Origin of the sequence: Flavobacterium aquariorum, from assembly GCF_003254745.1 — a bacterium.
In the GTDB taxonomy this organism is placed as follows: Bacteria; Bacteroidota; Bacteroidia; order Flavobacteriales; family Flavobacteriaceae; genus Flavobacterium; species Flavobacterium aquariorum.
This window is the reverse complement of record NZ_QKXH01000014.1, coordinates 106,347-113,000: the sequence shown is the minus strand read 5'-3', so window position 1 is coordinate 113,000 and position 6,654 is coordinate 106,347. Positions and strand designations below refer to the sequence as shown.

The window sequence follows — 6,654 nt, the reverse complement described above, 5'->3', positions numbered from 1 at the left end:
CCAAAGGTATCTTTGTCACCATCGAGATACCATTTTGTATTCGGGTTTATATTGATATTGTTATCAACACAATCGGTATTGTTAAGGACGTATTTCACGGTTGACGTACTGGGATCACTACACTGGGTTAGGAAAGTTGAAATTGTCCCAAAGGTATCTTTGTCGCCATCCAGATACCATTTTGTATTCGGGTTTATATTGATATTGTTATCAACACAATCGGTATTGTTAAGGACATATTTCACGGTTGACGTACTGGGATCACTACACTGGGTTAGGAAAGTTGAAATTGTCCCAAAGGTATCTTTGTCGCCATCAAGATACCATTTTGTATTCGGGTTTATATTGATATTGTTATCAACACAATCGGTATTGTTAAGGACATATTTCACGGTTGACGTACTGGGATCACTACACTGGGTTAGGAAAGTTGAAACTGTACCAAAGGTATCTTTGTCACCATCGAGATACCATTTTGTATTCGGGTTTATATTGATATTGTTATCAACACAATCGGTATTGTTAAGGACGTATTTCACGGTTGACGTACTGGGATCACTACACTGGGTTAGGAAAGTTGAAATTGTCCCAAAGGCATCTTTGTCGCCATCCAGATACCATCTTGTATTCGGGTTTATATTGATATTGCTATCAACGCAATCGGTATTGTTAAGGACGTATTTCACGGTTGACGTACTGGGATCACTACACTGGGTTAGGAAAGTTGAAACTGTACCAAAGGTATCTTTGTCGCCATCAAGATACCATTTCGTATTCGGGTTTATATTGATATTGTTATCAACACAATCGGTATTGTTAAGGACATATTTCACGGTTGACGTACTGGGATCACTACACTGGGTTAGGAAAGTTGAAACTGTCCCAAAGGTATCTTTGTCACCATCAAGATACCATTTTGTATTGGGGTTTATATTGATATTGTTATCAACACAATCGGTATTGTTAAGGACGTATTTCACGGTTGACGTACTGGGATCACTACACTGGGTTAGGAAAGTTGAAACTGCCCCAAAGGTATCTTTGTCGCCATCAAGATACCATTTTGTATTCGGGTTTATATTGACATTGCTATCAACACAATCGGTATTGTTAAGGACATATTTCACGGTTGACGTACTGGGATCACTACACTGGGTTAGGAAAGTTGAAACTGTCCCAAAGGTATCTTTGTCGCTATCAAGATACCATTTTGTATTCGGGTTTATATTGATATTGTTATCAACACAGTCGTTCGAATTACGAACATACTGTACTCCACCAGCTATACTTGGATCCAAACACTGAGTTTTATTGTTCGCTCCAGATATCCCAAAGCCATCCTGATCCGAATCAAGATACCAAATGGTATTAGGGTTTATTGTAGCATCACCATCATTACAGTCAGATTCGTCTGCCACATATCCAATAGGTTTTGTATCAGCAAATATAACTGCATTGGGATTGGGATTTCCAAATCCATCATGATCTCCATCCCTATTCCATTGGTAGCAATAAGTACAGCCACCTTCAGGCGGTATATTCATCGGAGTTATTTGCACTCCATTCTTTATTTGAGTATGCCCTATAATCCCTATCATTATCAAAATGAAGCTAAATATATTTTTTTTCATCATTCTCATATTAATTTTTATAGTGATATTGATTTTGAGACAATATATTTCCTTGTGAATCTTTAACGAGACTTAAACGATTAGATTCATCGTATTCGTAATAAATGGTATTTCCCTTCGGATCTGTAATACTGCTTACTCCAATAAGTGGCTTGTATGTATAAGTTGTCACCATGGCATTCGGTAAACTGTTTCTAAAAACATTTTCATTTGTCGAATAAACAGCATTCGCCTGCTCATATGTGGCATTCTCGATTTTAGCAATCGGCTCTGTCTGGTTATAACCCCAAATAATAGAAACGGGCGTTCCATTTTCTAATGTATACTGCAATATATTTCCTTTGTTGTCATACTTGTCGTAAGTGATTTTTTTTTCTAATTGATTCGCAGTAGCGATAGAATTAGGAAATTTTGCAGCATAAACAAACTTCGGAAGCACTAAGCTATTTGTAGAATCATCTTTTGCAAAAACTGTTTTATTTTTAAAAACTAAAGTAGTTCCAGTATACTCTTCTGTAATAACAGGATTTGATATTCGATTTCCGGAAGCCAGTTCATCCATAAATGCTTCTCCCAGTAAATCAGGAGGATAAACATATTTGGTTTCTAAAGTTTCATTTTCACTATTAATACTTTCTCTTCTGGTTAATTGCGCATGATTAGGATTATCATAAAAATAATTAGTTTTATTTACTATTGAATCTTTACGAATGTCATTGGAATCATAAAAATAATCTGTTGTTTCATTTGATGCAAGATAATTCCAGTGTGAAGATATTACATTGTGCATAATGTCTAAATTTTCTATACTGTCAGGCTGCCCAGAGGAAAAACAGTCTAACTGAAAATTCTTTCTTACCGGGTAACTATATACTTCTTTGTTAATTCTAGTATCAGAAAAATAGTCATTGGTACTTTCTTTTAGATATAAAAAACTATTCGGGACATTCCCTTTTTTAAAATAAATTATTTTACTTTCTAATCCATTATTCCAACCTGAGTTTGTCTTTGATGAGTGATTAAAATCGGTTCCCGACAAGACCTCACCTGGTAGATCAGGATTTATAATGAATTGGTGATTTTCTCCTCCATTCAAAAACGCATCATCTCCATAGCTTATCGTAACATCTTTATAGTATACATTAGCTCCTTTATCATATAATGATAAAATACTGCTCGAAGTCAGAACCAAATTATTAACGTCAACATGACTGCACTGAATGCCTGTTTCACCAGTGCCATTACATACTATTCTTTTTGTACTCTGTGAGATGTAATAGGGGTTTCCGGATGAAATTCCCGAGGAAATATTTAAATTGGATAATGAAGAATAATAAAATCGTTTATAATTACTTTTATCGGTTGAATTATTTTCAATAAGATCGTTAACTGATTTTATCCTTATTCCTCCCGTAACAATATTATCTGACATAACATACGGCCGAGAATTATAGTATTCAAATTGAACTCCGCCGGCAGTACATCTTAAACTTGCTTTTAAACTAATTTTATAATTTTTATTCGCTTCACCAAAAAAGTAAAACTGACTGATCGAAATATTCTCCTTTAATATAATAGAGGTTCCTTCGTCAACAAAACCTGCACTTTGTGTTTCACTAAACAAATGCTCTAGACTATTATTTTCTATGTTCGTAACTGATAGGCTAGCTTGTGAATGGTCTGTATTCATACTGGCATCACAGGCATCGAGATTAAATTCGCCATAGCCTCCAACATTAACCATTTGACTAAAGGGCAGGTATATTGTTTGTTCACTTATCTTAATGGCATCCGGGGAAGTAGTGGTAGGACCTATATAAACATTCAGGACGCCTTCAATTGGAGATGGAGTAATTGTTTTTTGGCCTCGAAATGTATTAGCTTCATATTCAAATTCCGAACATCCTTTTGTTGGATAGCATATTTTTTTTAACATTCCAATTTTTGTGAAATTTACATCTGCTTCTTTATTGGCTTTGGTAAATTGTATGTCAGGCATATTTGGAACTTCAGGTACCAGGGTAGAATTGCTTCTTCCATTGTAATAGCCCCAATGATCCTGGCTTTTATCTAATCGCAGTGGGAATAGTTCGGGAGTTATATATTCAAAATTATACTGTTTGCTTATATCTTTGAAAACAATCTGTTTTAAGAAACTGCGCTTGTTGGCAGTTACTAAATAATTAAAATTAATTTCTTCAATTGTATTGCTCGAATTAGCAATAAGTTGTACTTTATTGATTTTTTTATTACCTCCTATCGAAACCTCTGGATCATTATCTGGATAATATAAAAAATTCAATACTCCATTCATGGTATTATTTGAAAATATTCTTGTAATGTGTTTACCATTAATAGACATACTGTGCGAGGTTATGCTTGTAAGTACTGGACCGTACTGATATGTACCACCATTATTTTCTACACAGTTTTCCTGAGTATAAGGATTGGATACAATTAATGCTTGCGATTGAGATGCAATAAAATTATAGTCATTATTTTCGTATTCTAAATAAATCTCATCACCTAACGGATGTTTCACACTGGTTAAGTACCATGAAGTTGTAGAAATATTTGGTTGTGAAAAACCTGCATTCTGAGCCCTGAACATGGTAGTTTCAACAGCATCAAAATAATATTTAATCCCGTCATTTGTGGTTATTATAAAGGAAGTATTCCCGGAATTAGTGATTTTTTCAATTGTAACATTTTGATTTTCTATCAAAACCGGATTTTGATTTTTATCTAAAACAAATTTTCCGGATAAATTATTAAAATTAAAGGAGAAAATGTCGGCTTCTGAATCTGCCCCGTCATTATTTCCAATATTATAAAAATAATCAATATCAACAGAGGTAAGTGTTCCGTCGTCTAAAATTGCATCATCGGGTATACTGACCGGAGAAATATTATTTTTTTCGTCTGCAACATCATTTACATTTCTGGTAATAATACCGCCTGCCGTCATATTCCATCCCAAACCAACACTTGAGGAAATATCGTCAACTTTAATCCCATTTGACCCATAAAATAATTTGATAGGCATAGACAGATTCTTTGTCGTATAGGTTAATAATGGAATGTCTATATTAGAGGTCCCGTTTACTAAACCAACCGGCACATTACCATAATTTCCCAATGAATATGCAGATGGCGAAGGAGGTACTATATTGGGCAGAAACTTGGTGGAATCATCTTGAGCTTTCATTTTTACTGACATAAAAGTTAGTAAAATACAAAACAAGATTATAATTGCATTTTTATTCATAATATTAATTACTATCATTATTTACTCCCTTTTTTAATCACTTTAACCCCATCCGTATGCACATTGGTCTTTATGTTAACCACATAGATACCTTCAGGATAACCAGTCAAATCAATGGGAACCGTTCGGCTGTTTATTTCAAATTGCTGCAACTGCCTTCCTAGTAGGTCATAAACGGATGCTGTGCCCTGCTCAAAATCGTAACCGATAATAATATTAGTAAAAGTGCTAGTAGGATTAGGAAAGGCTTCAATATTCACTTTAACCTCTTCCGGTTTTTTCTTGTCTTTCAATTTTACAACCCAAAAATCATTTCCTCCAATGGTCGAATTTTTATCTTTAGAGGATTTCGAATTGGAGGTTCCTGCCAGCAAATAACCACCATCTCTGGTCTCAATGAGTTTCCTCAAAATGTCTTCTCCTTTGCTTCCTACTGTCTTTTTCCAGAGTTCCTCTCCAGTATCACTTATTTTCAAAGCGATGTAATCATTTATTCCTTCCTTGTCCCCACTCACTTTCAATAATTGCAAACCTCCTTTCGTCCCCTGATCACTTTCACTTTGGGCATACCCACCAATCAGGAAAGTATGATCTTCGTTTTCTATCATTGAGGTTAAAATATCTACTTTACCAAAGTTGTAGGTCTTACTCCAAACTACATCACCTTTCTCATCCATTTTCAAAACCCAATAATCAGTACCATTACTCACAGTGCCTCCCTTAAAACTAAGTTGAGTTGTGCTATTGGAATTCCCACCTGCTATATAGCCACCATCTGTTGTTTGGTGAATTACATACAACTGATTATCCCCATTTCCTCCATATGCTTTTTGCCATTCGATCGTGCCCAAATTGTCAATTTTCAGTATCCAATAATCTCCAATTCCATTATTTTCTTCTGTTTTGTCTCCAGATCTAGATGAATTAGAATACCCGCCTAGAATATAGCCGCCATCTACGGTTTGTTCCATACTTCTTAGTACATCCGCATATTCACCTCCATACGTCTTTTGCCATTGCACAGCCCCAGTATTGTCAAGCTTTACAATCCAATAATCCATATTACCTCTGCACTTTTCGATTTTAGCTGTTAAATCAGGTTTAACATCAATTGTGCCTTTTTCCGTAATGTCTGTTTTAGGATTTAGGGTACTATTGGATGAACCTCCCAGCATATAACCACCATCACTGGTTTGAAAGGCACACAGCAATTCATCCTGACCGCTGCCTCCAATAGTTTTTTGCCACTGTTCTTCACCCTTGGCGTTGAGCTTGATAACCCAAAAATCGGTTATCCCTTTGCAGTTTTCTTTTTTGTTACCAATGGCTCCTTTTGGGGTTTGGGGACTGTTGGATGTACCGGCTAAAATAAAACCGCCATCTTTCGTGTTTTTGATGCTTTGAAGTAGATCAAAACCACTGCCTCCAAGACTTTTTTGCCAATCGAGATCGCCTTTTTCATTCATTTTCCACACCCAGTAATCCAAATCGCCGTGGTTATTCTCGCTCTTGTTTCCTGTTTTATCTGACAAGGAGCTTCCTGCCAGAATAAATCCATAATCGGCTGTGGCTTGGGCATCAAAAAGATAATCGGCATGGAGTCCTCCGTACGATTTTTCCCAAAGAATATCTTGGGATTGGGTAAGGCACGAATAAAAAAGTAATAGTAGAAGTAGTTTTTTTTCCATTGACTTGAATTAGAGTGTGATAGGATAGTAGTAACCGGTTTTTAGCAGGATATAACTGATTTTATGT

The 6,654-nt window shown here is 35.6% G+C and carries 2 protein-coding genes and 1 pseudogene; all 3 read right to left on the bottom strand.

Annotated elements, in window-relative coordinates; genetic code table 11:
* A pseudogene (locus DOS84_RS18205) lies at positions 1 to 1,631 on the bottom strand (hypothetical protein); the annotation flags it as partial.
* A 10-nt stretch (positions 1,632 to 1,641) separates the two neighbouring features.
* Positions 1,642 to 4,839 carry an RHS repeat protein gene (locus DOS84_RS18200; RefSeq protein WP_124020663.1) on the bottom strand — a complete coding sequence of 1,066 codons (3,198 nt, stop codon included), beginning with the start codon at positions 4,837 to 4,839 and terminating at the stop codon, positions 1,642 to 1,644.
* Positions 4,840 to 4,916: 77 nt separating this feature from the next.
* Positions 4,917 to 6,587: a T9SS type A sorting domain-containing protein gene (locus DOS84_RS18195; protein WP_111411524.1), complete on the bottom strand. Its 1,671-nt coding sequence runs from the start codon at positions 6,585 to 6,587 to the stop codon at positions 4,917 to 4,919.
* Between the last annotated feature and the right edge of the window lie 67 nt (positions 6,588 to 6,654).

Excerpts from the sequence above, each read along its gene's own strand:
- DOS84_RS18200 (WP_124020663.1), bottom strand. The coding sequence starts at position 4,839 with ATGAAAGCTCAAGATGATTCCACCAAGTTTCTGCCCAATATAGTACCT.
- DOS84_RS18195 (WP_111411524.1), bottom strand. The coding sequence starts at position 6,587 with ATGGAAAAAAAACTACTTCTACTATTACTTTTTTATTCGTGCCTTACC.